This is a genomic window from Hydrogenophaga sp., assembly GCF_051860785.1.
In the GTDB taxonomy this organism is placed as follows: domain Bacteria; phylum Pseudomonadota; class Gammaproteobacteria; order Burkholderiales; family Burkholderiaceae_C; genus Hydrogenophaga.
In genome coordinates, this window is record NZ_JBIMLB010000002.1 from 399,288 (window position 1) to 423,092 (window position 23,805).

The window sequence follows — 23,805 nt, forward strand, 5'->3', positions numbered from 1 at the left end:
GTGCTGCTGAGCTTCGGCTGCGCGGTGCCGCAGGCGCTGTTTGCGCTGGAAGACATCGAACTGCGCCAGCAGTGGCTGCCGACCCTTGAGACCCGCATCTGCGTGGATCGCGACGCCACCGAAGGGCTGCACCCAGGCAGTCCCGTGAGCGCGCTGACGGATAAGCGAAAGGCAGACGAGTGGAAGAATCTCAATGCGAGTGTAGAGCTTATGGAGTTGCGACACCTCCGGTGCTTTCTTGTCGTTGCCGAAGAACTCCACTTCGCCCGTGCGGCGGAACGTCTTCACATTGACCAATCGCCCCTCTCTCGCACCATCAAGGAACTGGAGGAAGAACTCGGCGCACGCCTGTTCATTCGCAGCACCCGCAGCACGCAACTAACTCGCGCAGGCCGATCGCTGCTGGAGCATGTGCCACGCATATTCGCGGCCGTGGGGCAAGCCCGCGATAGCGTCAAATCAGCATCCAACGGCTTTCACGGACAGTTGCGCGTTGCCTTATCCGATGGCACCAACCTCTCGCGCTTACCAACCTTGCTGGCGCGCGGCCGCGAAGAAGAACCGGAAGTCGAGATACGGTTGTTCGAGGTGCCAATGATCCAACACATAAGAGGCTTGCATGATGACCTGTACGACGCAGGATTCGCCATGACCGATGACGTGGGCGATGGCATCCTGGCTACCCCAGCTTGGGAAGAGGAATTGATGGTGGCGGTGCCGGCCCGTCATCCCTTGCTCGCGTACAAGCGCATTCCGTTGGAGGAAGTATTGCGCCATGCGCTGGTACTTTGTGACCCTGGGGTATGCGAAGGCCATGCGCGCCAAGTGGATCGTTTCCTCCGCCAGCAGGATCAGGAACCATTGATCGCGCAGCGCGTGGCAACCTTCGACGTGATGATGACCTTAGTGTCCGCCGGCCTGGCCTTGGGCTTGGTGGGCGCGGCGCATATCGCCACCAGCCGGGAACCGGGTGTTGTGGGCAGGCCCCTGGCGGGCAAGCCACAGATGCTGACCACCTACCTGCTGCATCGGGACGTGGAGCCATCCGAAATGTTGCGCCGGTTCATCGAACGTGTGGCCTCCATCGATCTGGCGGACGACGTGCGCACGGCCAAAGACTCCTGATTCGCCTATTGAAAGGATCAAACCATGAACAAGGCGATGCTGCCGATGCTGGTTGCCGCACTGACGGCCTGCGGCCCCGCCAAGCCCTCGGACACGGTGGATTCGCTCGTGGCCAATCCGGACCGTATCAAGGAGATTCAACGGCTGTGCAAGGAGGACCGGGCGAAGGTCGGAGATGAACTCTGCTTGCGTGCTGCAGAAGCGGCGAAGCGGCGCTTCTTCGGTGACCGGCCGGAGCAGAAGAACCAGTAGCACCTCCCGAAGTCGCTACGCCGCGACGAATTTCCCTCTGTTACCTCGTTACGCCACAGCGCGCTCGCGCCTGCGGCGTTTTTATTGTCTTCGCCACAGCAATAAGTCTGGCTTTTATGGCCTCAATCGCAGCCAGAACAGTCTTTGACCAGCACGCTCCACGGCACTGATCCTAATGCCTGCGGCACGTCGTTGTGCCGCCATTGGAGGCTGGGGCATGCAGGGAACGAACGTGCTGTTCGGTCAGATCGCCGTGGTGTTCGGCATCGTGATCGCTGGTGTGTGGGGCGCCACGCAATGGACGGCCGCTACCCTGGGCTACCAGCTACGCCTGGGCTCGCCGTGGTTCGACTTCTTCGGCACGCCGGTCTATCACCCGTGGCGGCTGTTCGAGTGGTGGTTCTTCTTCGACGCCTACGCACCGCGCATCTTTGACACGGGCGGAGCGATTGCTGGAGGCAGCGGCCTGGTGGCCGTGGTGATCGCCATCGCCATGTCCGTATGGCGCTCGCGGCAATCGAAACTGGTGACGACCTACGGCTCAGCGCGATGGGCCGAAGCCGCTGACATCCGCAAAGCGGGCCTCGACCAGCCTGCTGGCGTTTTCCTCGGCCTGCATCGCCAGCAGTACCTGCGGCATGAAGGCCCGGAGCACGTCCTGACTTTCGCGCCCACGCGCTCGGGCAAGGGTGTCGGCCTGGTCGTGCCCACCTTGCTGTCCTGGCCGGCGTCAGCCGTGATCCACGACATCAAGGGCGAGAACTGGAGCATTACCGCAGGTTGGCGCTCGCGCTTCTCGCACTGCCTGCTGTTCAACCCCACCGATGCGACGTCGGCCGCCTACAACCCGTTGCTGGAGGTGCGGCGCGGCGCGCATGAAGTGCGCGACGTGCAGAACATCGCGGACATCCTGGTCGATCCCGAAGGCGCGCTGGAGAAGCGCAACCACTGGGAGAAGACCAGCCACGCGCTGCTGGTCGGGGCCATCCTGCATGTGCTCTACGCGGGCGAGGACAAGACGCTGCGCGGTGTCGCCAATTTCCTCAGCGACCCGGCGTGCCCGTTCGAGCTGACCTTGCACCGGATGATGACCACGCCGCACCTCGTGAACGAGGAAGGTGGTGGCCCGCATCCGGTGGTGGCGTCCGCTGCGCGCGAAGTGCTGAACAAGTCGGACAACGAACGCTCTGGCGTCTTGTCCACGGCGATGTCGTTCCTCGGCCTGTACCGCGACCCTACGGTGGCCGAAGTCACCTCGCGCTGCGACTGGCGCATCGCCGACCTGATCGCGTCGAAGCATCCGGTGTCGCTGTACCTGGTGGTGCCGCCTTCGGACATTTCGCGGACGAAGCCGCTCATTCGCCTGATCCTCAACCAGATCGGCCGGCGGCTCACGGAATCGCTGGACGGCAGCGATGGCATCCAGCGCCGCCACAAACTGCTCCTGATGCTCGACGAGTTCCCGGCGCTGGGTCGCCTGGACTTCTTCGAGACGGCACTGGCCTTCATGGCGGGGTATGGGATTCGTGCCTTTCTCATCGCGCAATCGCTCAACCAGATCGACAAGGCGTATGGGCAGAACCATTCGATTCTGGACAACTGCCACGTCCGCGTGACGTTTGCGACGAACGACGAACGCACGGCCAAACGCATTTCCGAGACGCTGGGCACGGCCACCGAGCTGCGTGCGCAGCGCAACTACGCTGGTCACCGGCTCGCGCCGTGGCTGGGCCATCTGATGGTGTCACGGCAGGAGACGGCCCGGCCGCTGCTGACCCCTGGCGAGGTGATGCAGCTTCCGCCCGATGAGGCTGTCGTGATGGTATCCAGTGTGGCGCCGATCAAGGCGAAGAAGCTGCGCTTCTACGCCGACGCCAATTTCAAGCGCCGCGTGTTGCCGCCGCCCGTGCTCACGGCGGGGCGCTACGCCGACGTGCCAACGGCACGTGCCGATGAATGGAGCGGGCTGGCGATTCCAGCCGCTCCGGCGGTGCCTGCCACTGAAGCGATCGATGCCATGGGCGGCACCGACGACGGTGGCCCGCGCCGGCAGCCCGAACTCTCCGAAACCATCGCCTACGACCCCGAGCGGGCCGCGCCCGCGGCCGACCTCGCGCTCCTCGATGACGACGACGAGCCACTTCCCCTTCCGCGCCAGCTTGATCCGGTCCAACAGCGCACGGCCCGGCTGGCATCCCTCGACCCTGACGACGGAATCGAGCTATGACCCAGCACCGTTTGAATCTCTTCATCCAGCCCGAGCACGCCAGGCGTCTTGACGAGCTGGCCGCCAAGAAAGGCGTGTCCAAGTCCAGCATCGTCGCGGCGGCGCTGGCGTCCTGGCTGTCACCCGATGCCGGCGACCAGCGCGAGGCTGCCATTGCCAAGAGGCTGGATCGCCTGACGCGGCAGGCCGAACGCATGGAGCGCGACCAGAACATCCAGATCGAAACGCTGGCGCTGTTCATCCGCTACTTCCTCACGGTCAGCACGCCAGTGCCCGAGGCGCATCAGGACGCGGCCCGTGCCCAGGGCAAGGCGCGCTTCGAGCAGTTCGTCGAACAGTTGGGCCGCCACCTGCTGCGCGGGCGCAGTCTGGTGCGCGACGTCGTGGAAGAACTGCACCCCGACCCGGCACACATGGATGAAGCGCAGGAGCGTGCCTCATGAGCGTCGTTCCGCCGTCCTTGAATGCCACCTCGCTCGACCGCCGCATCCAGATGCTGCGCACGGCGATGGGGCCGCTGATCGCCGCCGCGCTGGAAGACCCGGACGTGGTGGAGATCATGCTCAACCCCGACCGCACGTTGTGGATTGATCGCCTGTCCACCGGCCGTGCACCGATGGGCGTGGAGCTGTCCGAGGCCGATGGCGAACGCATCATCCGCCTCGTGGCCGCGCACGTCGGTGCTGAGGTGCATCGCGGCCAGCCGTTGCTGACCGCCGAGCTGCCCGAGACGGGCGAACGCTTCGAGGGCATCTTGCCGCCGGCCGCGCCCGGCCCGGCCTTCGCGCTGCGCAAACGCGCCGTGGGCGTGATCCCGCTGACGCAGTACGTCATCGACGGGATGATGACCGGCGGGCAGGCGGATTTTCTGGTGCGGGCGGTGCGCGAGCGCCAGAACATCCTGATCGCGGGCGGCACCAGCACCGGCAAGACCACGCTCGCCAACGCGCTGCTGGCCGAGATCGCAGCCACGGGCGACCGCGTGCTGGTGCTCGAAGACACCATCGAACTGCAATGCGCCGCCCGCGACCACGTGCCGCTGCGCACGCGCCAGGGCGTGGTGTCGATGCAGGAGCTGGTGCGTTCGTCCATGCGCCTGCGCCCGGATCGCGTCGTGGTCGGCGAGGTGCGCGGCCCGGAGGCGCTGGACCTCATCAAGGTCTGGGGCACGGGCCATCCGGGCGGCATCGCCACCGTCCATGCCGGCTCCCCGCTGGCCGCGCTGCTGCGCCTGGAGCAACTGATCCTCGAAGTGGCGGTGAACCCGCCCCGCGCGCTGATCGCCGAGGCGGTCAACGTGGTGATCCACATCGCCGGACGCGGCCGCAAGCGCCGCATCGAGAGCATCGCCCGCGTCGTCGGCTTCGACGGCGCGGGCTATCGTCTGGCGGATGCACTGGAAACGCCGTTTCCCGAGCTGACGCCGGTTCATCCCGCAGCCGATGCGGCTGCGCCTTCCCTGCCCCCTGACCAACCTGGAGAACTGCCATGACGCAGATGACCGTTCCTGCTTTCCGTTTTTCCGTAGAGCCGCTTCCCCGCCTGTCCGGCCTCGCACGGCTGCAGAGCCTGGCCCGCTCTGCGGTGCATGGGCTGTTCCTCGCCGCACTCCTGCTGTGCCTGGCCAGCACGGCGCAGGCCGCCGGCTCTTCGATGCCCTGGGAAGGGCCGCTGCAGTCCATCCTCGAATCCATCCAGGGGCCGGTGGCGCGCATCGTCGCGGTCATCATCATCATCGCCACGGGCCTGGCGCTGGCCTTCGGCGACACGTCCGGGGGCTTTCGCAAGCTGATTCAGATCGTCTTCGGCCTGTCCATCGCGTTCGCGGCATCGAGCTTCTTCCTGTCGTTCTTCAGCTTCTCGGGCGGGGCGGTCGTATGACCATGCCCGACACCTTCGCGGCTGGCTTCGAGGTGCCGCTGCATCGCTCGCTGACCGAGCCGATCCTGCTGGGCGGTGCGCCGCGCACCGTGGCGATCGCCAACGGCACGCTGGCCGCCGCCGTGGGCCTGGGCCTGCAACTGTGGATTCCTGGCGTGGTGCTCTGGATCGTCGGCCACTCGTTGGCCGTGTGGGGCGCTCGCGTCGATCCGCAGTTCATGCAGGTCTTCGCGCGGCACATCAAGCACCGGCCGCTGCTGGACGTGTGAGGGGGATGCCGCGATGCTGAACCTTGCCGAATACCGCCAGCGGCCCGCGCTGCTGGCCGACTGGCTGCCCTGGGCCGGGCTGGTCGCCCCGGGCGTCGTCTTGAACAAGGATGGCTCTTTCCAGCGCACGGCGCGTTTTCGTGGCCCGGATCTCGACAGCGCGACGCACGGCGAGCTGATCGCCACCTCGGCACGGCTCAACAACGCGCTGCGCCGGTTGGGCTCGGGCTGGGCCTTGTTCATCGAGGCCGAGCGCCGCCCGGCAGCGGGCTACCCGCACTCCGATTTTCCCGAGCCGCTGTCCTGGCTGGTGGACGAAGAGCGCAGGGCCGCCTTCGAGGACTCAGGCCACCACTTCGAGAGCGGCTACCACCTGTCGCTGGTGTATCTGCCGCCGGAGGAGTCACGCGCCCGTGCCGCCGGCCTGCTGTACGAGAACCGCCCGACCGAGGGCGTGGACTGGCGCGAACGCCTGGCCGCCTTCGTGGCCGAAACTGATCGCATCTTCGACCTGCTCGATGGCGTGATGCCGGAGATCGCGTGGCTGGATGACGGCCAGACGCTGACCTACCTGCACTCGGCCATCTCGACGCGGCGCTACCGCGTGGGTGTGCCCGAGGTGCCGTTCCACATCGACGCGCTGCTGACCGACTGCGCGCTCATCGGCGGCCTGGCGCCCATGCTGGGCGACCAGCACTTGCGCGTGGCCACCGTGCGGGGCTTCCCGACCTCAACCTGGCCGGGGATTCTGGACGACCTCAACCGCCTCGGCTTTGCCTATCGCTGGTCCACCCGGTTCCTGTGCCTCGACAAAGCCGACGCGGAAAAAGAGCTTTCACGCTTGCGCCGCCTGTGGTTCGCCAAGCGCAAGAACGTGGTGGCGCTGCTGCGCGAAACCATCTTTCAGCAGGAAAGCCCGCTGATCGATACCGACGCCAGCAACAAGTCGGCCGACGCCGATGCCGCCTTGCAGGAGCTGGGCGGCGATCAAGTTGCCTTCGGCTACCTCACCGCCACGGTGACGGTGCTCGACGCCGACCCGGCCGTGGCCGACGAGAAGCTGAGGATGATGGAGCGCGTCATCCAGGGTAGGGGCTTCGTGACGATCCCCGAGACCCTGAACGCCGTGGATGCGTGGCTGTGCTCGATCCCCGGCAATGCCTACGCGAACGTGCGCCAGCCCATCGTCTCGACGCTGAACCTGGCGCACTTGATGCCGCTGTCGGCGGTGTGGGCCGGGCCGGAGAAGAACGACCATCTGGGCGGTCCGCCGCTGATCGTCACGCGCACCGATGGCGCCACGCCGTTCCGGCTGGTGACGCACATCGGCGACGTGGGCCACACGCTGGTCGCAGGCCCGACCGGCATGGGCAAGTCGGTCTTGCTCGCCACGCTGGTGATGCAGTTCCGCCGCTATCGCGGCTCGCGCATCTTCGCCTTCGATATGGGCCGTTCGATCCGCGCGGCCGTCCTGGGCCTGGGTGGCGAGCACTGCGACCTCGGCGCCGATGGAGAGATCGCCTTTCAGCCGCTGGCGCGAATCAACCGGGAGGGCTACCGCACCTGGGCCAGCGAATGGGTGGAAGGCCGTCTGGTGCACGAAGGCGCTGCCGTCGGCCCGGAGCAGAAGGCGGCCATCTGGTCGGCGCTGGGCAGCTTGGCCAGCGCGCCGGTGGAGCAGCGCACGCTCACCGGCCTGACGGCCTTGCTGCAATCGAACGCGCTGCGCCAGGCACTCGCGCCTTACGTCCTGGGCGGCGCGCACGGCAGGCTGCTGGACGCCGATCGCGACCGTCTCGGCACGGCCGACGTGCAGGCATTCGAGATGGAGGACCTGATGCACAGCAAGGCCGCTGTGCTCGCGGTGCTGCGCTATCTATTCGCACGCTTCGAAGAACGGCTGGACGGGGCGCCAACGCTACTGATCCTCGATGAAGCGTGGCTGTTCCTCGACGACCCGGTGTTCGCGGCACGCATCCGCCAGTGGCTCAAGACACTGCGCAAGAAGAACGTGGCGGTGATCTTCGCCACGCAGTCGCTGGCCGACGTCAAGGACTCGGCCATCGCGCCAGCCATCATCGAAAGCTGCGCCAGCCGCATCTTCCTGCCGAACCCGCAGGCCACCGAGCCGCAGATTCGGACGATCTACGAGGGCTTCGGCCTCAACCGGCGGCAGATCGAGATCGTCGCCACCGCGCAGCCCAAGCGCGACTACTACTACCAATCCCGCCTCGGCAATCGCGTGTTCGACCTCGACCTGGGGCCGGCCACGCTGGCCTTCGCGGGCGCTTCCACGCCCCAGGACCAAAAGGACATCGACCGTGTCCTGCTGCAAGTCGGCTTGCCCGGCTTCGCGGGGGCCTGGCTGCGCCATCGCGGCCTCGATTGGGCGGCCGACCTGCTGCCCTCGTTCCCCGGCCTTGCGCCGGGTTCCCTCGCTGACCAACCCCTGGAGAACCTGCCATGAAGAAGCGCCTTGTCGCCGCCGCCGTCGCGGTCATGCTTTGCACCGCCACCGCCCATGCGCAATGGGTCGTGATCGACCCCACCAACCTCGTGCAGAACACGCTGACCGCGATTCGCACGCTGGAGCAGATCAACAACCAGATCCAGCAGCTCCAGAACGAAGCGCAGATGCTGATGAACCAGGCGCGCAACCTCGCCAACCTGCCGTCCAGCGTAGTCGGCCAGTTGCGCGCCAATCTGGCGACGACCGAGCGGTTGATCGCCCAGGCCCGAGGCTTGGCCTACAACGTGACGAACCTCGATCGGGAGTTCGCGCGCTTGTATCCCGAGCAGTACGCCGCCACTGTCAGCGGCGACCAGATGTACCGCGACGCGCAGGAGCGTTGGAGGAACACGATCAATGGCTTGCAGACCACCATGCAGATGCAGGCCCAGGTGTCGCAGAACCTGGGCGAAGACGAAGGCGTGCTGGCCGACCTCGTGGGCAAGAGCCAGTCGGCCCAGGGTGCGCTGCAGGCGATGCAAGCCATGAACCAGCTTCTCGCCTTGCAGGCCAAGCAGTCGATCCAGGCTCAGCGGCTCCAGATCACCCAGGACCGCGCGGCCTCGCTTGAGTTGGCGCGGCAGGCGGCGGCCGCAGAGCGCGGGCGCGAGGTGACGCGGCGCTTCCTGGGCAGCGGCACGCCATACACGCCGCAGTCCGTGAACTTCTACGGCAACTGACGCCGCCATGAATGACGTGACGGTCATCGACCGCTTCCTCGACACGTTCTCACGCTACATCGACTCGGGTTTCGGGTTGCTGCAAGGCGAGGTGGCGTTCCTGACCGCCACGCTGATCGTCATCGACATGACGATCGCCGGGCTGTTCTGGGCGATGGGCCATGCCACGGGCCAGGGCGAGGACGTGATCGCCAAGCTGCTGCGCAAGGTGCTCTACGTGGGCGCCTTCGCCTACATCATCGGCAACTTCAACACGCTGGCGGGCATCGTGTTCCGGTCCTTCGCCGGCCTGGGCCTGACGGCCAGCGGCTCCGGCTTGAGCATGGGCAACTTCCTGCAGCCGGGGCGGCTGGCGAAGACGGGCATTGACGCCGGGGCGCCGATCCTCCAGCAGATCGGCGACCTGGCCGGGTTCCCCGAGGTGTTCGTGAACATCGCGCCCATCGTGGTGCTGTTCATTGCCTGGCTGATCGTCGTCCTGTGCTTCTTCGTGCTCGCGGTGCAGCTCTTCGTGACTTTGATCGAGTTCAAGCTGACCACGCTGGCGGGCTTCGTGCTGGTGCCGTTCGCGCTCTGGAACAAGACTGCTTTCCTGGCCGAGAAGGTACTGGGCAACGTGGTGGCCTCGGGCATCAAGGTCTTGGTGCTGGCGGTGATTGTGGGCATCGGCACAGGGCTGTTCGCCGAGTTCACGGTGCATCCCGCCGAGCCGTCCATCGACCATGCGCTGGTCATCATGCTGGCCTCGCTCGCGCTGCTGGCATTGGGCATCTTCGGGCCGGGGATTGCCACCGGCCTGGTGTCCGGGGCGCCACAGCTTGGCGCGGGCGCGATGGCCGGAGCTGCCGTTGGCGCGGCTGGTGCCGCCGTCGCCGTCGGTGCCGCGGCCACGGGCGTCGGCAGTGCTGTCGCCGCTGGCGCCCGCATGGCGCCCGGCGCCGCCCGCATGGCAGCCAGCGGGGCGCGTTCAGCAGCTTCGACGGCTACCAGCGCGAAGGCCGCTTTCCAGGCCGGCTCTGCTTCGGCGGGCGGAGGCATCAAGGGCACTGCTGCCGGCTTGGGCAATGTCGCCAGGACCGGCGCGCAGGCGGCCGGGCAGAAGGTGGCCGATGGCGCACGCTCGATGAAGGAGCGTGTCGCCGCCGCCTTCCGGTCTGACGACGCCGCCGCGCCATCGGCTACCGGCGCAGCCGCACGGGGCGCCGGCGATGCCGCCGCGCCCCCGCCGCCCACGGAGCAACCCGCCTGGGCCAAGCGTCTGCACCGCAGGCAGCAGCTTACCCACGCCGCCACGACCGCAGCACACGCGCTGCGCGGGGGCGACGGCGGCGGCTCGGGGCAAGGCCCGAGCCTTCGCGATTCCGATTCCTGACTCTCAAGGAGAACTCCCATGCGATTCAAACGACCGCAGGTGCGCTATGCCGACACGCCGCAGCCTGCCACGCCGTACCAGGCCGCCGGCCAGGTCTGGGACGAGCGTATCGGCTCACCCCGTGTGCAAGCCAAGAATTGGCGCTTAATGGCCTTCGGCTGCCTGCTGCTGGCGCTGCTGATGGCGGGCGGGCTGGTGTGGCGCTCGGCACAGTCCATCGTCACGCCCTACGTTGTGGAGGTGGACAACGCGGGCCAGGTGCGCGCCGTGGGCGAGGCCGCCACGCCGTACCGGCCCAGCGATGCGCAGATCGCGTACCACCTGGGCCGCTTCATCGGCCTGGTGCGCTCGCTGTCCATCGACCCCATCGTCGTCCGCCAGAACTGGCTCGATGCCTATGACTACACCACCGACAAGGGCGCCGTGGTGCTCAACGAGTACGCCCGCGTGAACGACCCGTTCGCGCGCATCGGCAAGGAGTCAGTGACGGTGCAGATCACCAGCGTGACCCGTGCCAGCGACACGTCATTCAACGTGCGCTGGACACAGACGCGCTTCGTCAATGGCGCGCTGGACCGCACCGAACGGTGGAACGCCGTGGTGTCCATCGTGCAGCAGACGCCGCGCACCGAGCAGCGCCTGCGCAAGAACCCCCTGGGCATCTACGTCAACGGACTGTCGTGGAGCCGCGAACTGGATTCGTCCGAAGGAGCAAAACCATGAATCTGCATTTCCGTAAATCCGCTTTGCCGGTGATCCTGCTGGCATCGATTGTCCTGTTCGCGGGCTGCGCCACGCAGGGCAAACCGCCGCCGGTGATCGCGCTCGATGAGCCGGTGCAGGCGCAGCCGCTGCCGGAGCCGCCTGCGCCGGTGGAGGTGGTCACGGTGCCCGAGCCGCTGGCGCTGCCGGCGCAGTTGAAGCCGCTGTCCGAAGGGGAGGCGGCCCCGGCCGCGCCGGAGCCTGTCGACGAGAAGGTGCGCGTCTCGCGCGCCAACGCCGAGGCGCGGGTCGCGCCGACGCGGGAGGGCTACGTCAACGCAATTCAGGTCTGGCCATACAGCGACGGCGCGCTGTATCAGGTCTATGCGGCGCCGGGGCGCGTGACGGTGGTGTCGTTGCAACCGGGTGAGGAACTGGTGACGGTGGCCGCGGGCGATACCGTGCGCTGGATCGTGGGCGACACGTCCAGCGGCAGCGGCGATGCGCTGCGCGTGAACGTGCTGGTCAAGCCCATCCGCTCCGGCCTCAAAACCAATCTGGTGATCACCAGCAACCGGCGCACCTACCTGCTGGAGCTGACCTCGACGGAAAAGGCATGGATGGCGTCGGTGTCCTGGGAGTATCCGAAGGACCGGATGCTGGCGCTCCAGCGCCAGGCGCAGGCGGCCAGCGCCGCCGCGCCGGTCGATACCGGCCTGTCGCTGGAGAAGATCCGCTTCCGCTACGCCATCAGCGGCAGCGCCGCCCCTTGGAAACCACTGCGGGCCTTCGATGACGGCGAGAAGGTCTATATCCAGTTCCCCGCTGGCATCGCGCAAGGCGAACTGCCGCCGCTGTTCGTCATTGGCGCGCGGGGTGACGGGCAACTGGTGAACTACCGTTTTCGAGCGCCGTACTACATCGTGGATCGGCTTTTCGGCGCGGCCGAACTGCGCCTAGGCGGCGGCAAGGGAGACGTGGTGCGGATCGAGCGTACGGATGGAATTGTGGGCGCAGCGCGGAGGGATTGACCATGAGCCAGGACGACACCCCCGACCGTGCCGCGCCTTCGTCCGACAAGGTCGCGCCCGAGGCGGTGGCGCTGCGCGCCCAGCCGCGCCCGGTCACGCGCCTGAACCGGCGCACGCTGGCCATCCTCGCCGGCGGCCTGTCGGCCGCCGTGCTCGGCGCCACGCTCTGGTCATTGCAGCCGCATCGGCGCGGCGCGGGCGAGCAGACCGAGCTTTACAACGTGGATCGCGTCTCGAAGTCCGAAGGACTGGACGGTTTGCCTTCGGATTACTCGAAGCTGCCGGCGAAGGTGCCCGAGCTGGGGCCGCCGCTGCCCGGATATCTCGGTCCGGCCATCGTGCATTCGCAGCAACCGGTGACGCCGGCCTATGCGCCGCCCGGCCACGACCCGGCCGATGCGCTGCGCAAGGAGGCCGATGCGGCGGCGGCTTCGTCGGTGTTCTTCCGCTCGGGCAACCAGGGCAAGGGCGCCGCCACGTCACCGCAGGTGGCAGCAACCAGCCCGGCATCCGAACTCGCGGGCTTCGACCCGCTGGCCGCCGGGCCGGCCTCGACAGCGGCCCAGCCAGCCGACCCGACCGCCACGCAGAACCGCCAGGACCAGAAGGAGGCTTTCCTGAAAGGCGGCTCTACGGAAACCCGCAATTCCGGCAACCTGCAAATGCCGACCTCGCCGTACCAGGTGATGGCCGGGACGGTGATTGCGGGCGCGCTGGTAACGGGCATCAAGTCCGACTTGCCGGGCGACGTGATCGCCACGGTGACGGAGCCGGTCTACGACACGGCCACGGGCAAGTTCCTGCTCATTCCGCAGGGCTCGCGCATCCTGGGCAAGTACAACAGCCAGGTGAGCTACGGTCAAAGCCGGGTGCAGGTGGTATGGAACCGGGTGATCCTGCCCGATACCTCCTCGCTCACGCTCGACAACCTCGTGGGCACCGACCCGGCGGGCTATGCCGGCCTAGAGGATGGTGTGGACTGGCACTGGGGGCGCATCTTCGCCGGCGCGGCTCTGACGACCCTACTGGGCGTCGGCGCCGAGCTGGCCGCGCCGGAGAACAGGCAGGACGGGAATCGCATCGTGATTGCCGGGCGCGACAGCATGCAGGACAGCATCAACCAGGTCGGCCAGGAGATCACCCGGCGCAACATGAACATCCAGCCGACGCTGACCGAGCGGCCGGGACTGCCGGTGCGGATCATCGTCAACCGCGATCTGGTGCTGCGGCCGTACCAGCCGCTGTTCTTCAACCGGGGAGCCATGCGATGAGCACGGCCAAGAAGTTGCGTCTTGGGCCGCTGCCCAAGACGGAGAGCACAAAGCTCACGTTCTCTTGTCCAACGAGCCTGAAGGCTGACCTCGACCGATACGCCGCGCTGCACGCGCAGACTTACGGCGAAGCGGTCGATGTGGCGACGCTGATCCCGTACATGCTCGAAGCCTTCATCGCCGGGGATCGAGGGTTCAGACGAGTGAGCGTCCAACGAAAAACTCCTATCGTCTCGGCCAAGCCGTCGTTCGAAGCTGGCGGCGTGCCAGGATGATTCCGCAGGCCGCTCCTGCTGCGTCGTGGAATAGAGATTCGTTGCGTGCTCGCCAACGTTTGTCCCCATGGGCCACTTGCGCTAGTTGTTTGATTGCCGTACATTTGTACGATATATCGGCATATTGCCGTACTAACGGAGATTTGTACATGGGAAGAACTGAGCGGTTGGAACTACGCCTGGACGAGGAACTGCTGCAGCGGGTTGACGAATGGATGGAGCGAACGGGCCAAGCCAGCTCTCGCTCCGACGCCGTTCGCCAACTGGTAGACCTGGGGCTGGACACCGTCACGGGCAAGAGCATTCACCTCACCGCGGGCGACAAGTTGAACTTCATGCTGCTGCGTGACCTCGTGAAGCACCTGAAGGTGCCTACTGAAACGAACGTCGACTTTGTCGCAGAGTCGGTCTACGGGGGGCACTACTGGGCGCCCACCTGGGATATGCAGGGGCTCTTTCACAACCATGCTGACCGCCCGGCCGATGTCACCCTGGTAGTCAACGTGCTGGACACCTGGGACTTCATCGAGAGTCGGCTGGAGAAGCTCTCCGCCGAAGATGTGGAGAAGGTCAAGGCGGCCAACCATGGATATTTGCCGAAGTTCGCCGGCTTCGACGGCAACAACGAGAGCGAGTTGATGAGCATCGCGCGGTTCCTCGTGAAGGAGATGGGGCGGTTTTCCCGCTTCAAGGAGCGCGACTTCAACTCCCATGCTCCAACGGCGGCGAGGTATGGCCGCATGGCTGCAGCGTTCGAGCCCATCCGGGCGACTCTTGGCTTCGGCCGGGACTTGGGCGTCGACCAGATCATCGAGATTCTGAATGCGGAGCGCTAAACCAAGTCTGCAGACACGGAGGGGACTGGGTGTCGTGCCCATAGTCAAGTTTTATGCGGATAGTTCTACTGCTTGCGTACTGACGTCAGTCTGGTACACTGATTGCACATTTACAGTAGAACCATCCGCAAGCAATGAGTCAACCGGTCGGCGCCATCGCCAAAGTCCACACTGCCATCGTTTTTCGCGACCAAGCCCCGAAGGAGGGGCCTGACGGTAACGTGCGCGCACTGGCCATCCGAGATCTGGTGGCTGGCAAACCCCTGCGCTGGCACGAGCTGCCACGCATTCATGTGCAAGAGCGGCATCTCTCGCACTGCCTACAGCGTGGCGACGTCGTGATTCCGTCGAGGGGGGATTACTACAGGGCCCGGCTCTTCGAAGGCGCCGACGATCCGATCTTCCCCGTGGGCCAGCTCAACGTGATCCGACCGAGCCCCCAACTGGACGCGCGCTACTTGGTCTGGCAGCTGAACGAGCCGTCGACCCAAAAGCGGATTTCTTTGCTGTTGACGGGCACCACGATCAAGGCGTTGACCAAAGCTGCGCTTCTTTCGCTGGAGGTCGAAGTTCCGCCCATGCCGAAGCAGCGCCAGATTGCCGAACTCGATCAGACGACACAGGAGATTGTGGCCATTCGACATCGTCTGAACGAGATCGACCGGACCGAGATCGCCCACGTGACGCGACAAGCACTGCGCAGTGGAGCCGCACATGCTTGACCCCGCACGACAAGACGCCACTCGGTCTGCAGTTCTCCAGGCCTGCGACGCGTTCCGCGGAGTCTGCGGGCCGATGGAGTACCGAGACCTCGTGTTGGCAATGCTGCTGTTCAGGTTCCTATCTGACGTTGCGTCGGCCCACGGCAGCCAGGCGGCCGTGACCGCTAGAGCCGCTTCATATTGGGTGCCGGACGAGTTTCGCTTCGGCCGCCTCGTCACTGCCCGCGACAGCGCTGACCTGGGGGAGCGCGTCGATGCGGCCCTTGCTGCCATCGAACGGGCCAACTCAGGCCTGTGCGGCGTCTTCCAGGGCATCAGCTTCAACTCAACCGTGCTCGGCAACGTTGAGCAGAAGGAGCGTGTGCTTGGCCGTCTGTTGGATGCGATCGGCGGCCGCGCCTTGAACTTTGGCGAGGGTGGCAGTCTGGCGGATGAAGGCATCGCCTTTGCATGTGATTTCCTGATCAGGCATACCGCAGAACTCGGGGGCAGGTGGGGCGGCGAGTTCTACACCCCGCCCGAGTTGTCTCAACTGCTGGCACGCTTGATGGAACCTGCGGGTGGCGAGACTATCGGTGACCCCTGTTGCGGAACAGGTTCGCTGCTGATCGCGTGCAGTCAGTTCGCCAGGGCGAGGTCGGGGCAGGGCGGGTGTGCCCTCTTTGGCCAGGAGAAGAACGGTTCGACCTGGGCGCTGGCCAAGACGAACATGGTTCTCCATGGCGAGACCCATCATCAGCTCGAATGGGGAGACACCCTGCGCGACCCCAAGCTGCTCGACGCCACTGGCCGACTGCGGCAGTTCGATGTCGCTGTTTCCAGCCCACCGTTTTCGCTGCGCGACTGGGGGCACGAAATGGCGGACAGAGATGTCCATCAGCGCTACCGGCGCGGCGTCCCCCCGCGAACGGCCGGTGACTACGCGTTCATCAGCCACATGGTTGAGACGCTTGCGCCTGAGACGGGCCGCATGGCAGCGGTCGTGACCTTGGGGGTGCTCTTTCGCACTGGGGCAGAACGGCAGATCCGCGAGCAACTCGTCCGCGAGAACCTGATCGATGCGGTGATCGCCTTGCCTACCAAAATGTTCGCCCATACGGCCATCCCGGTCGCGATTCTCGTGCTGCGCAAGCGGAAGGCCGACGACGGTGTGATCTTCATCGACGCCAGCGAAACCTACCAGCATGGCAAGACGCAGAACGTGCTGCGCGAGTCCGATCTGGGCTTGATCGAGGACATCTACCGCCGGCGGCAAGACGTTGAACGGTATGCACGCCTCGTGGATCCAGGCGAGATCGCGGCGAACGACTTCAACCTCAGCGTGGCTCGGTATGTGGCTGCCATAGCAGATGAGGAAGCGGTTGACCTCGGCGCCTTGCGAGCCGAGCGCGTTCAACTCAAGTCCGAGCTGGCGCGGCTGGAAGCCAAGCTGTCAGCGTTGCTGGAGGAGGCCGGTCATGGGTACGTGACCGTGTTCAAGTCATGATTGCATGGAAGCCATTCACCTACGAGGGAGCGAGCTACGACCTGTCCCACCTGCACCCGTTCGTCCATACCTTCGAGCAGGCCGAACAGGCTGGCAAGCCTGCGCGCAGCTACCCGGTGCAGGTGATCTTCAGCCTGCATTGCTTCACGCGCGGCGCGGATGGGATCGAGGACTCGAAGGGGCCGCTGGGGTACGCGGATTCTCGCGAGACGCGCATCTTCGACTTCGGGCGCTACGCGCAGTCTCGGCAGTTGCCTGAGATCGTGCGCGCCTTGCCCACGTCGCCGTGCTACCACACTAACCATGGCAACTTCTTCACGGTGAGGCTGCTCAACCCAGCAACTGGGCAGGAAGACCTATGAGGTGTATTTCACCGCCTCGCGGTCCAGCTCGAAGGCTGTTCCGTTGAACCTGTTCGTGCAGAGTGCCTATGTGCGAGACAGGCTGCACGCCAACAGGCCTTCGCGCAAGAAGATCGGGTTCTTCGTGATCCTGCACAACATACTGAATGGTCGGCCGATCAAGGTCCCGAAATGAAAACGCCCTCCGCAGGGGAGGGCGTTGGAAATAAATCGGACCTCTTGGTTATCCTTACGCTTGGGTGGGGACCCCTGACGGGGTGGGATCAACGCACAGCTTTCGCTGCTCCGTTCATACGTCGACGCCCCAATAATAACGCATTGGGGGCCGTTGGGCAACCTACGCCCGGTCCTCGGGGGAACGGGGTGGCCGAGTCTACCACTCTGAATTTCCCCCCGACTGACAGGGCTATCTACCGAACAGTTTCAAAGGCAACCACTCTCAATGACCGCTTCCATGTCGATCAGCCAGCCACGCTTCGTCGTCCTCGATACCTCTCACTTGGCGGGGCTGGCTTCTGACTGGGCTTCTTCCGACCGCAGCCGGAGGCGCGCGGCCCACGTGTTTGCGCCTGCCCTTGTCGAGCACGGATGGCTTCCGCTGCTTTGCTGGCAGCAGGTGGAGGTGAGCCGCCCCGGGTTTTGAGGAGGCTCCTTCGCTAGAGAATGGAGCCAAGATGAGGAAGTCCCAGAAGTTTTCCCCCGAGATGCACGAGCGCGCCGTGCGCATGGTGCAAGAGCACCGTGCAGAGCATCCGTCGCTGTGGGCGGCCATTGAGTCCATCGCCTGCAAGGTGGGCTGCGTGCCGCAAACCCTGCACACCTGGGTATTTGAGATCGGGGCCTAGTCAGAAAAAACGGAGTTTATCAATTGCTGCCGCAGCTGAAACTTCTGTATCTTCCCGGTTGAGGTTTTTGGCAACGATCCGATCACAACCTTTTTGGGAACCTTGAAACGAGTCAGCTTTGTGCGGCAATGTTCTATCAGTTCGGTCTCGCTGGCGGAGACTCCGTCGACAAGTTCAACGAATGCGCAGGGTGACTCTCCCCATCGGGGATCAGGCTGAGCTACGACAGCAGCGAGCCGTACACCAGGGTGGGTGTAAAGAGCTTCTTCGAGCTCAAGTGAGTTGATGTTTTCACCGCCCGAGATGATCACGTCTTTGGAGCGATCACGGATCTGGACGTAGCCGTCCGGACACAACACCGCCAAATCGCCCGAGTGGAACCAACCGCCCTCAAAGGCCTCTTGGGTTGCTTCGGGATTCTTCAGATAACCTTTCATGGTCATGTTTCCGCGAAACATGATTTCTCCGACGGTTTCTCCATCTGTTGATTTCCACGCAGAAGTGACCCACTAACCCCCGGGATTTCCATCCAAACCTGACCCACATACTAACCCTAACCTGCTGCTTTGTTGAGCAGCAGGAGACCAGGAGTGATAGACGTGGCAACACTGAGTGTCATCAGGCGCTGGGCCCTGCGAGAGCAGTTGTCCATCCGGGAGATCGCCCGCCGCACGGGCCTCTCGCGCAACACCATCCGCAAGTACCTGCGCGCAGGCGAGGCCGAGCCGCACTATGCCAAGCGGGTCAGCCCTTCCAAGCTCGATCCCTTTGCCTTGAAGCTCGCCGGCTGGCTCAAGACGGAAGCTGGCCGATCCCGCAAGCAGCGGCGCACCATCAAGCAGATGTACGTGGATCTGCAGGCGCTGGGTTATGGCGGCTCCTACAACCGTGTGGCGGCCTTTGCCCGCCTCTGGCACGAGCAGCGCCTGGTTGCACAGCAGACCACCGGCCGAGGTACCTTCGTTCCGCTGACCTTCGGCCCGGGTGAGGCCTTCCAGTTCGACTGGAGCGAGGACTGGGCTGTTCTCGCTGGCGTGCGCACCAAGCTGCAGGTAGCCCACTTCAAGCTCAGCCACAGCCGAGCGTTCTAACCACCACGGTGCGGGACAGACCGTGTACGACTGGCGCCACTACTTGGCGGTGCTGCAGCGCAAACCAGGAGCTTTGCGCAACGGCGCCCCATTCCTGGAGCTGCCAGCGGCATTCAAGCGACTGCAGGCCACATTGCTCAAGCAACCTGGCGGTGACCGGGAGATGGTGGAGGTTCTGGCACTGGTGCTGCACCACGACGAACAAGCTGTGCTCGCCGCAGTGGAGCTGGCACTGGAGTCAGGGGCTGCCAGCAAGACCCACATCCTGAACGTGCTCCACCGCCTGCTGGACGGTAAGCCCGCCCCAGCACCGGTCACCTCGCCCCAGGCCCTCAAGCTGTCTGTGGAACCCCAGGCCAACGTGCTTCGCTATGACCAATTGAGGGAGGTGCGCTATGCGTCATGACCCTGCCATCGCCTCCATCGTGATCATGCTGCGCGAGCTCAAGATGCACGGCATGGCCCAGGCGGTTGCGGAACTGGCTGAGCAAGGTGCACCGGCCTTTGATGCAGCGCAGCCCAACGGCAAGCCCGGGCAGTTGGCCCACCGCCTGGCCTATGCCGATCTGGTGATCCTGGATGAACTGGGCTACTTACCGTTCAGCGCCTCTGGAGGCGCCTTGCTGTTCCACCTGCTGTCCAAGCTGTACGAGCGCACCAGCGTCGTGATCACCACCAACCTGAGCTTTAGCGAGTGGGCCAGTGTGTTCGGAGATGCCAAGATGACCACGGCACTGCTGGACCGGCTCACGCATCACTGCCATATTCTGGAAACCGGCAACGACAGCTACCGGTTCAAGAACAGCTCTGCACAGCAACCACCACAGACCACCAAGAAGGAGAAGGCGACCAAGAACTTATCCACAACGTGAGCGTGAAGCTCACGAACCAGGGTGGGTCAAGATTCGATGGAAATGGTGGGTCAGCTTTGCGTGGAAATCAACAGGCAGACTATCGAAGGGTGTTGGGCGATTCGGATGCTGCACTGCACACCAACATTTTTCTCAGGGATTTCCCTGAAATATCGAGATTTTTGGCCCGACCCCGGCGGACTGGCACGCCACCTGCGAAAGGGGACGCGTCCGACAACGCACCGACCGCCCCAAGCACCATGCCCCAGACCACCGACACCTCCCTGCCCGCCGTCGACACCTCGCTGCGCTTCGTGCGGGTGATCGAACGCCGTGCCGACGGCCTGGTCGCCTTCGAGTTCTCGATCGGCTGGCCGGAGCTGGCGGTGGAGCTGATGCTGCCGGCCCCGGCCTTCGAGGCCTTCTGCGCCAACAACCGGGTGCAGCGTCTGGACACCTGAGTTCCCGAGAGCCGTTCAACAACCATTCCAACGGAGACAAGCACCGATGAACATCGACCTGCAGGCGCGGGAGATCACGCCGCTGCGCCAGACCTACGCCCACGTGGCGAAATACATCGGCGGCGACAAAACCGCCAGCCGCTACCAGGAGGCCACTTTCGGCGCCCAGCCGATGGTCAACTTCCACTACCGGCCGACCTGGGACCCGGGCCACGAACTCTTCGACGCCAGCCGCAGCAAGATCGTGCTGGCCGACTGGTACGTGCTCAAGGACCCGCGCCAGTTCTATTACGCCACCTGGACCATGGCCCGCGCCAAGCAGCAGGACGCGATGGAGGCCAACTTCCAGTTCGTCGAGCAGCGCGGCATGGTCGGCAAGATGCCCGACGGCGTGCGCGAGAAGGCCCTGACGGTGCTGATGCCGCTGCGCCACGCGGCCTGGGGCGCCAACATGAACAACGCGTCCATCTGCGCCTACGGTTTTGGCACCGCCTTCACCGCGCCGGCCATGTTCCACGCGATGGACAACCTGGGTGTGGCGCAGTATCTGACCCGCCTGGGCCTGGTGCTGGGCGAGCCGCAGTCGCTGGAAGACGGCAAGCAGGCCTGGCTGGACGCCCCCGAGTGGCAGGGCCTGCGCCGGCTGGTCGAGGACAGCTTCGTGGTCAGCGACCTTCGGCTTCTCGGCGCAGAGCGACGAGAGCCGCCACATGACGCTGGGCATCGAGTGCATCAAGTTCCTGCTGGAGCAGGACCCGGACAACGTGCCCATCGTGCAGCGCTGGATCGACAAGTGGTTCTGGCGCGGCTACCGCCTGCTGACCCTGGTCGCGATGATGCAGGACTACATGCTGCCCAAGCGCGTGATGAGCTGGAAGGAAGCCTGGGAGATGTACGCCGAAGAAAACGGCGGCGCCCTGTTCAAGGACCTGGCGCGCTACGGCATCCGCGAGCCGGCCGGCTGGAAGCAGGCCTGCGAAGGCAAGGACCACATCAGCCACCAGGCCTGGGCCACCTTCTACAACTACAACGGCGCCGCCCCGTTCCACACCTGGGTGCCCAAGGAAGACGAACTGGCCTGGCTGAGCGAGAAGTACCCCGAGACCTTCGACAAGTACTACCGGCCGCGCTGGGAGTTCTGGCGCGACCAGGCCGCCGAAGGCAAGCGCTTCTACAACATGACGCTGCCGATGCTGTGCACCACCTGCCAGGTCCCGATGCTGTTCACCGAAGAGGGCGACCCCAGCAAGATCTGCTACCGCGACAGCGACTACAAGGCCTACAAGTACCACTTCTGCAGCGACCACTGCAAGAGCATCTTCGACCACGAGCCCGAGAAGTACGTGCAGAGCTGGCTGCCGGTGCACCAGATCTACCAGGGCCACTGCTTCCCCGAAGGCACCGACCCGACCGCCGAGGGCTTCGACCCGCTGATGGCCGTGCTCAAGTACTACGAGATGGAAGTCGGCCGCGACAACTTCGACTTCGAAGGTTCGGAAGACCAGAAGAACTTTGCGATGTGGAAAGGAGACACGAAATGAGCGTCGTCGCCATCGCCCCCTACGAGTTCACGCCCCAGGATGTGCGCGAGAACTTCCCCGCGCCCCTGCTCTACATCGGGTGGGAAGACCACCTGATGTTCTGCGCACCCGTCTGCCTGCCGCTGCCGCCGGACACCCCGTTCGGCGCCATGTCGGCCGCGGTGCTGCCCGGCATCTACGGCTACCACCCGGACTTCGCCAAGATCGACTGGGCCCAGGTCGAGTGGAAGAAGAACGGCCAGCCCTGGACGCCCGACCCGGCCAAGTCGCTGGCCGAGAACGGCCTGGTGCACAAGGACGCGATCCGCTTCAGAACCCCTGGGCTCACAGGGATCAAAGGTTCGTTCAGCTGATCCGGCCATGAGCTACCAACTGACGATCGAGCCGCTGGGCGCGACCGTCGAGGTCGAAGAAGGCCAGACCGTGCTGGACGCGGTGCTGCGGCAGGGTCTCTACCTGCCGCACGCCTGCGGCCACGGCCTCTGCGGCACCTGCAAGGTGCAGGTCTGCGATGGCAAGTTGGACCACGGCGCGGCCAACCCGTTCGCGCTGATGGACTTCGAGCGCGACGACGGCAAGACCCTGGCCTGCTGCGCCACGCTGCAGGCCGACACCACCATCGAGGCAGACATCGACGAGGAACCCGATGCGCGCGTGATCCCGGTGCGCGACTTCGCGGCCACGGTCAGCCGCGTCGTGGACCTCACGCCCACCATCAAGGCGATCCACCTGCAGCTGGACAAGGCCATCGACTTCCAGGCGGGGCAGTACGTGCAAGTGGAGATCCCGGTTGTGGGCAGCCGCGCCTTCTCGATCGCCAATCAACCCGCCGACGTGGCCGCCACGAAGGGCATCGAGCTCAACGTGCGCAAGCTGCCCGGCGGCGCCGGCACCACCTGGCTGCACGAGCAGCTCAAGGCCGGCGACCGCCTGCGCGTGGCCGGCCCCTACGGCCGTTTCTTCGTGCGCGAGTCGGCGCGCCAGCCGATGCTGTTCATTTCAATGAGTCGCAAGGGCGATTGCTGGGACAATGCCTGCAGCGAGACATTGTTTGGCTCGCTGAAAGTGGAGCGACTGCATGGGCAGCGCTTGAAAACCAGACGTCATGCCAAGGATGAAGTCGTGGCCTGGCTACTCTGGTACAACAGTGCTCGGCTGCATTCGACACTGGGCTATGTCAGCCCAATGTAAGCGGCCAAGCATCCCATCTTGACAGGTGGTGGCGTGCGGTGCGTGGGTGTGAGGATTCAAGAGTTCGCCGGCATCCAGCGATGCGGCAGCAGTTCGTCGATGCGGTGGTTGGGATGCTCGAGCAAGCGCTCCAGCACGTCCTTGAGGTAGGCCCACGGCTCATGCCCATTGAGTCGCGCAGACTGCACCAGGCTCATGACCATCGCGGCCCGCCGGCCGGCGAGTTCACTACCGGCGAACAGCCATGCTTTTCTTCCCATGGCAATCGCCGGGTCATTCTGCCCATGTCGGGCAAGAAGTTGAAGTCTTCTATCGCTGGCATCCACTCTATGGGCGTCGCGTCAGGCGGCACTACAGCGAGCAGCGCGCCAACGGCGAGGTCGTTCACGTAGAAGTCGGTCCGGGAATCGTCATCGTCGTTGCCGCATGGATGCTCAGCCCAACGGACTGCGCGCCCATGGAACTGGGTGCGCCGCGCGTCGCGCTGGATGCGCTCAACGAGTTGCACGACCTCCTCTCGCAGCAAGGACTTCGGCGAAGCTGCGCGGGTGTTCATCACACCCGCAAGGAGCGCCATGACCCAGGTTTTCAGACTGCGCCGATCTGTGACGACATCGGCACCACCACAGTCCAAGTCTCATCGTCAATTGAGCCTGACGTTCGAGTCCCCTGTCCTGCGGGGCATGACCCCGAACGAGCGATCAAACGTTATCGCGCAACTGGCGATCGTCCTGCTGCAAGCCGCCGACGTTCAACCAAGGGAGGCTGACGATGAACAACTCTGACCTGTTGCCAGCCACCGTACTTCGCCGCAAGGCCGTCGTC

Annotated in this window: 21 protein-coding genes and 9 pseudogenes; 28 read left to right on the forward strand and 2 right to left on the reverse strand. The window is 65.0% G+C overall.

The window, feature by feature from the left end:
* Window positions 1-210: 210 nt before the first annotated feature.
* The 19 genes and pseudogenes from ACTIF6_RS05010 to ACTIF6_RS05100 form a co-directional block, all read left to right on the forward strand.
* Window positions 211-1,125, forward strand: coding sequence for a LysR family transcriptional regulator (locus tag ACTIF6_RS05010; RefSeq protein WP_439586935.1), 915 nt, complete (start codon window positions 211-213; stop codon window positions 1,123-1,125).
* Window positions 1,126-1,149: 24 nt separating this feature from the next.
* Window positions 1,150-1,377 carry an EexN family lipoprotein gene (locus tag ACTIF6_RS05015; RefSeq protein ID WP_439586901.1) on the forward strand — a complete coding sequence of 76 codons (228 nt, stop codon included), beginning with the start codon at window positions 1,150-1,152 and terminating at the stop codon, window positions 1,375-1,377.
* Window positions 1,378-1,594: 217 nt separating this feature from the next.
* Window positions 1,595-3,604, forward strand: coding sequence for a conjugal transfer protein TraG (locus ACTIF6_RS05020; RefSeq protein ID WP_439586902.1), 2,010 nt, complete (start codon window positions 1,595-1,597; stop codon window positions 3,602-3,604).
* The gene (locus tag ACTIF6_RS05025; protein WP_439586903.1) at window positions 3,601-4,047 is read left to right on the forward strand and encodes a CopG family transcriptional regulator; all 447 of its coding nucleotides are present in this window, start codon (window positions 3,601-3,603) and stop codon (window positions 4,045-4,047) included. The genes ACTIF6_RS05020 and ACTIF6_RS05025 overlap by 4 nt, the downstream gene beginning before the upstream one ends.
* Window positions 4,044-5,096 carry a P-type conjugative transfer ATPase TrbB gene (gene trbB, locus ACTIF6_RS05030; RefSeq protein ID WP_439586904.1) on the forward strand — a complete coding sequence of 351 codons (1,053 nt, stop codon included), beginning with the start codon at window positions 4,044-4,046 and terminating at the stop codon, window positions 5,094-5,096. Before ACTIF6_RS05025 ends, trbB begins: the two co-directional genes overlap by 4 nt.
* The gene (locus ACTIF6_RS05035; RefSeq protein ID WP_439586905.1) at window positions 5,093-5,485 is read left to right on the forward strand and encodes a TrbC/VirB2 family protein; all 393 of its coding nucleotides are present in this window, start codon (window positions 5,093-5,095) and stop codon (window positions 5,483-5,485) included. Before trbB ends, ACTIF6_RS05035 begins: the two co-directional genes overlap by 4 nt.
* Window positions 5,482-5,754 carry a VirB3 family type IV secretion system protein gene (locus ACTIF6_RS05040; protein ID WP_439586906.1) on the forward strand — a complete coding sequence of 91 codons (273 nt, stop codon included), beginning with the start codon at window positions 5,482-5,484 and terminating at the stop codon, window positions 5,752-5,754. Before ACTIF6_RS05035 ends, ACTIF6_RS05040 begins: the two co-directional genes overlap by 4 nt.
* A 13-nt stretch (window positions 5,755-5,767) precedes the next feature.
* The gene (gene trbE, locus ACTIF6_RS05045) at window positions 5,768-8,221 is read left to right on the forward strand and encodes a conjugal transfer protein TrbE (RefSeq protein WP_439586907.1); all 2,454 of its coding nucleotides are present in this window, start codon (window positions 5,768-5,770) and stop codon (window positions 8,219-8,221) included.
* Window positions 8,218-8,943, forward strand: coding sequence for a P-type conjugative transfer protein TrbJ (gene trbJ / locus ACTIF6_RS05050; RefSeq protein WP_439586908.1), 726 nt, complete (start codon window positions 8,218-8,220; stop codon window positions 8,941-8,943). The genes trbE and trbJ overlap by 4 nt, the downstream gene beginning before the upstream one ends.
* 7 nt (window positions 8,944-8,950) lie before the next feature.
* Entirely contained in the window at window positions 8,951-10,315 is a 1,365-nt protein-coding gene (gene trbL / locus ACTIF6_RS05055; RefSeq protein WP_439586909.1) for a P-type conjugative transfer protein TrbL, read from the forward strand.
* Between the two features lie 18 nt (window positions 10,316-10,333).
* Window positions 10,334-11,038, forward strand: a complete 705-nt coding sequence (gene trbF / locus ACTIF6_RS05060) for a conjugal transfer protein TrbF (RefSeq protein ID WP_423196699.1) — start codon at window positions 10,334-10,336, stop codon at window positions 11,036-11,038.
* On the forward strand, window positions 11,035-12,048 hold the full coding sequence (trbG, locus tag ACTIF6_RS05065; RefSeq protein ID WP_439586910.1) for a P-type conjugative transfer protein TrbG: 1,014 nt from the start codon (window positions 11,035-11,037) through the stop codon (window positions 12,046-12,048). Before trbF ends, trbG begins: the two co-directional genes overlap by 4 nt.
* 2 nt (window positions 12,049-12,050) lie before the next feature.
* Window positions 12,051-13,319, forward strand: a complete 1,269-nt coding sequence (locus tag ACTIF6_RS05070; protein ID WP_439586911.1) for a TrbI/VirB10 family protein — start codon at window positions 12,051-12,053, stop codon at window positions 13,317-13,319.
* Window positions 13,316-13,594: a DUF2274 domain-containing protein gene (locus ACTIF6_RS05075; RefSeq protein ID WP_439586912.1), complete on the forward strand. Its 279-nt coding sequence runs from the start codon at window positions 13,316-13,318 to the stop codon at window positions 13,592-13,594. Before ACTIF6_RS05070 ends, ACTIF6_RS05075 begins: the two co-directional genes overlap by 4 nt.
* A gap of 149 nt (window positions 13,595-13,743) precedes the next feature.
* Window positions 13,744-14,430: a YfbU family protein gene (locus ACTIF6_RS05080; protein WP_439586913.1), complete on the forward strand. Its 687-nt coding sequence runs from the start codon at window positions 13,744-13,746 to the stop codon at window positions 14,428-14,430.
* Window positions 14,431-14,564: 134 nt separating this feature from the next.
* On the forward strand, window positions 14,565-15,152 hold the full coding sequence (locus ACTIF6_RS05085) for a restriction endonuclease subunit S (RefSeq protein ID WP_439586914.1): 588 nt from the start codon (window positions 14,565-14,567) through the stop codon (window positions 15,150-15,152).
* Window positions 15,145-16,638 carry an N-6 DNA methylase gene (locus tag ACTIF6_RS05090; RefSeq protein ID WP_439586915.1) on the forward strand — a complete coding sequence of 498 codons (1,494 nt, stop codon included), beginning with the start codon at window positions 15,145-15,147 and terminating at the stop codon, window positions 16,636-16,638. Before ACTIF6_RS05085 ends, ACTIF6_RS05090 begins: the two co-directional genes overlap by 8 nt.
* Window positions 16,635-17,000: a hypothetical protein gene (locus ACTIF6_RS05095; RefSeq protein ID WP_439586916.1), complete on the forward strand. Its 366-nt coding sequence runs from the start codon at window positions 16,635-16,637 to the stop codon at window positions 16,998-17,000. The genes ACTIF6_RS05090 and ACTIF6_RS05095 overlap by 4 nt, the downstream gene beginning before the upstream one ends.
* A 674-nt stretch (window positions 17,001-17,674) precedes the next feature.
* Window positions 17,675-17,827, forward strand: a pseudogene (locus tag ACTIF6_RS05100) (IS3 family transposase); the annotation flags it as partial.
* A gap of 14 nt (window positions 17,828-17,841) precedes the next feature.
* On the opposite strand, the pseudogene ACTIF6_RS05105 reads toward ACTIF6_RS05100, so the two are convergent.
* Window positions 17,842-18,333, reverse strand: a pseudogene (locus tag ACTIF6_RS05105) (AMP-binding enzyme); the annotation flags it as partial.
* 102 nt (window positions 18,334-18,435) lie between these two features.
* On the opposite strand from ACTIF6_RS05105, the pseudogene ACTIF6_RS05110 reads away from it, so the two are divergent.
* The 8 genes and pseudogenes from ACTIF6_RS05110 to ACTIF6_RS05145 all read left to right on the forward strand — a co-directional run.
* Window positions 18,436-19,342 (forward strand): annotated as a pseudogene (locus ACTIF6_RS05110) (hypothetical protein).
* Window positions 19,343-19,460: 118 nt separating this feature from the next.
* Window positions 19,461-19,808: pseudogene (locus ACTIF6_RS05115) on the forward strand (ATP-binding protein); the annotation flags it as partial.
* A 239-nt stretch (window positions 19,809-20,047) separates the two neighbouring features.
* A complete protein-coding gene (locus tag ACTIF6_RS05120; protein WP_079366534.1) occupies window positions 20,048-20,248 on the forward strand; it encodes a phenol hydroxylase subunit in 201 nt (66 codons plus the stop codon).
* 46 nt (window positions 20,249-20,294) lie between these two features.
* A pseudogene (locus ACTIF6_RS05125) lies at window positions 20,295-20,921 on the forward strand (phenol hydroxylase); the annotation flags it as partial.
* Window positions 20,914-21,789 (forward strand): annotated as a pseudogene (locus tag ACTIF6_RS05130) (YHS domain-containing protein); the annotation flags it as partial. The pseudogenes ACTIF6_RS05125 and ACTIF6_RS05130, both read left to right, overlap by 8 nt.
* Entirely contained in the window at window positions 21,786-22,142 is a 357-nt protein-coding gene (locus ACTIF6_RS05135; protein ID WP_439586936.1) for a phenol hydroxylase subunit P4, read from the forward strand. The pseudogene ACTIF6_RS05130 and the gene ACTIF6_RS05135, both read left to right, overlap by 4 nt.
* A gap of 7 nt (window positions 22,143-22,149) precedes the next feature.
* Window positions 22,150-22,689: pseudogene (locus ACTIF6_RS05140) on the forward strand (2Fe-2S iron-sulfur cluster-binding protein); the annotation flags it as partial.
* A 99-nt stretch (window positions 22,690-22,788) separates the two neighbouring features.
* A pseudogene (locus tag ACTIF6_RS05145) lies at window positions 22,789-22,980 on the forward strand (integrase core domain-containing protein); the annotation flags it as partial.
* Window positions 22,981-23,036: 56 nt separating this feature from the next.
* Here the strand turns inward: ACTIF6_RS05145 and ACTIF6_RS05150 are convergent.
* Window positions 23,037-23,243, reverse strand: a pseudogene (locus tag ACTIF6_RS05150) (transposase domain-containing protein); the annotation flags it as partial.
* Here ACTIF6_RS05150 and ACTIF6_RS05155 point away from each other — a divergent pair.
* Window positions 23,225-23,749 carry a hypothetical protein gene (locus ACTIF6_RS05155; RefSeq protein ID WP_439586937.1) on the forward strand — a complete coding sequence of 175 codons (525 nt, stop codon included), beginning with the start codon at window positions 23,225-23,227 and terminating at the stop codon, window positions 23,747-23,749. The pseudogene ACTIF6_RS05150 and the gene ACTIF6_RS05155 sit on opposite strands and share 19 nt — an antisense overlap.
* The last annotated feature ends 56 nt before the right edge of the window (window positions 23,750-23,805 follow it).

Coding starts and splice junctions, on each gene's coding strand:
- trbF (WP_423196699.1), top strand. CDS start 10,334: ATGCGATTCAAACGACCGCAGGTGCGCTATGCCGACACGCCGCAGCCT.
- ACTIF6_RS05040 (WP_439586906.1), top strand. CDS start 5,482: ATGACCATGCCCGACACCTTCGCGGCTGGCTTCGAGGTGCCGCTGCAT.
- ACTIF6_RS05085 (WP_439586914.1), top strand. CDS start 14,565: ATGAGTCAACCGGTCGGCGCCATCGCCAAAGTCCACACTGCCATCGTT.
- ACTIF6_RS05020 (WP_439586902.1), top strand. CDS start 1,595: ATGCAGGGAACGAACGTGCTGTTCGGTCAGATCGCCGTGGTGTTCGGC.
- ACTIF6_RS05080 (WP_439586913.1), top strand. CDS start 13,744: ATGGGAAGAACTGAGCGGTTGGAACTACGCCTGGACGAGGAACTGCTG.
- ACTIF6_RS05090 (WP_439586915.1), top strand. CDS start 15,145: ATGCTTGACCCCGCACGACAAGACGCCACTCGGTCTGCAGTTCTCCAG.
- ACTIF6_RS05015 (WP_439586901.1), top strand. CDS start 1,150: ATGAACAAGGCGATGCTGCCGATGCTGGTTGCCGCACTGACGGCCTGC.
- ACTIF6_RS05155 (WP_439586937.1), top strand. CDS start 23,225: ATGCTTTTCTTCCCATGGCAATCGCCGGGTCATTCTGCCCATGTCGGG.
- trbE (WP_439586907.1), top strand. CDS start 5,768: ATGCTGAACCTTGCCGAATACCGCCAGCGGCCCGCGCTGCTGGCCGAC.
- trbG (WP_439586910.1), top strand. CDS start 11,035: ATGAATCTGCATTTCCGTAAATCCGCTTTGCCGGTGATCCTGCTGGCA.
- ACTIF6_RS05025 (WP_439586903.1), top strand. CDS start 3,601: ATGACCCAGCACCGTTTGAATCTCTTCATCCAGCCCGAGCACGCCAGG.
- ACTIF6_RS05010 (WP_439586935.1), top strand. CDS start 211: ATGGAGTTGCGACACCTCCGGTGCTTTCTTGTCGTTGCCGAAGAACTC.
- ACTIF6_RS05070 (WP_439586911.1), top strand. CDS start 12,051: ATGAGCCAGGACGACACCCCCGACCGTGCCGCGCCTTCGTCCGACAAG.
- ACTIF6_RS05135 (WP_439586936.1), top strand. CDS start 21,786: ATGAGCGTCGTCGCCATCGCCCCCTACGAGTTCACGCCCCAGGATGTG.
- trbL (WP_439586909.1), top strand. CDS start 8,951: ATGAATGACGTGACGGTCATCGACCGCTTCCTCGACACGTTCTCACGC.
- trbJ (WP_439586908.1), top strand. CDS start 8,218: ATGAAGAAGCGCCTTGTCGCCGCCGCCGTCGCGGTCATGCTTTGCACC.
- ACTIF6_RS05075 (WP_439586912.1), top strand. CDS start 13,316: ATGAGCACGGCCAAGAAGTTGCGTCTTGGGCCGCTGCCCAAGACGGAG.
- ACTIF6_RS05035 (WP_439586905.1), top strand. CDS start 5,093: ATGACGCAGATGACCGTTCCTGCTTTCCGTTTTTCCGTAGAGCCGCTT.
- ACTIF6_RS05095 (WP_439586916.1), top strand. CDS start 16,635: ATGATTGCATGGAAGCCATTCACCTACGAGGGAGCGAGCTACGACCTG.
- ACTIF6_RS05120 (WP_079366534.1), top strand. CDS start 20,048: ATGCCCCAGACCACCGACACCTCCCTGCCCGCCGTCGACACCTCGCTG.
- trbB (WP_439586904.1), top strand. CDS start 4,044: ATGAGCGTCGTTCCGCCGTCCTTGAATGCCACCTCGCTCGACCGCCGC.